The organism is Blastococcus sp. CT_GayMR20, assembly GCF_004570345.1.
The window spans coordinates 1-717 of sequence record NZ_SPQM01000332.1 but is presented as its reverse complement, the minus strand read 5'-3'; the positions used below and the strand labels follow the sequence as shown (position 1 = coordinate 717).

1 protein-coding gene is annotated in these 717 nt (G+C 68.9%); it reads right to left on the bottom strand.

Translation table 11 applies throughout. The features are described 5' to 3' along the window. The coding region (locus tag E4P40_RS27780; RefSeq protein ID WP_280790672.1) for a transcription termination/antitermination NusG family protein at window positions 1-588 on the bottom strand (588 nt) is incomplete at its 3' end. Between the last annotated feature and the right edge of the window lie 129 nt (window positions 589-717).

Genomic DNA, 717 nt, shown 5'->3' with positions numbered 1-717 from the left:
GCCCGGGGTGTTCCGGACGGCGCCCCACGACTCGTCGTTGAGCTCCATGCGCACGAGCAGGTAGCCCGGCAGGACCTTGCGGTTGACCTGCGCGCGCTTGCCGTTCTTGATCTCGGTGACCTCCTCGGTGGGCACCTCGATCTGATAGATGTAGTCCTCGACGTCCAGCGACTGGATCCGCGCCTCGAGGTTGGTCTTCACCTTGTTCTCGTAGCCGGCGTAGGAGTGCACGACGTACCAGTCGCCGGGAGCGATGCGCAGCGCCTTCTTCATCGCCTCGGCCGGGTCCTCGTCCTCTTCGACGGTGACCTCGGAGTCGGCCGCCGGCGCCGCGAGCGGGTCGCTCACCAGGCTGTCGGGGTCGCCGCCCTCGATCTCCGGCGTCACGTCGGAGACCTCGGTGGCGGTGTCGAGGTCGGTGGTGTCGCTGGAGCCCTCGGCGGCGCCGGTCTCGCCGGCGCCGGTCTCCAGGTCGACGGAGCCGCGCTGCTCGAATTCGGCATCGTCGAGGTCGGTGGCCAGGTCGGTGGCAGCGGAGGCGCCTTCGACCGGGCTGTCGGTCTCGAAGGGCTCGCGGGGGTCGGTCACTACTTCTCCTCGCTGGCGCTCGTCGGCGTCGTGACCGACGGTGCTGTGCTCATTGGTGATCTCGCGAGCTCGATCACTGCTTCTCCTCGCTGGCGCTCGTCGGCGTCGTGACCGACGGTGCTGTGCTCA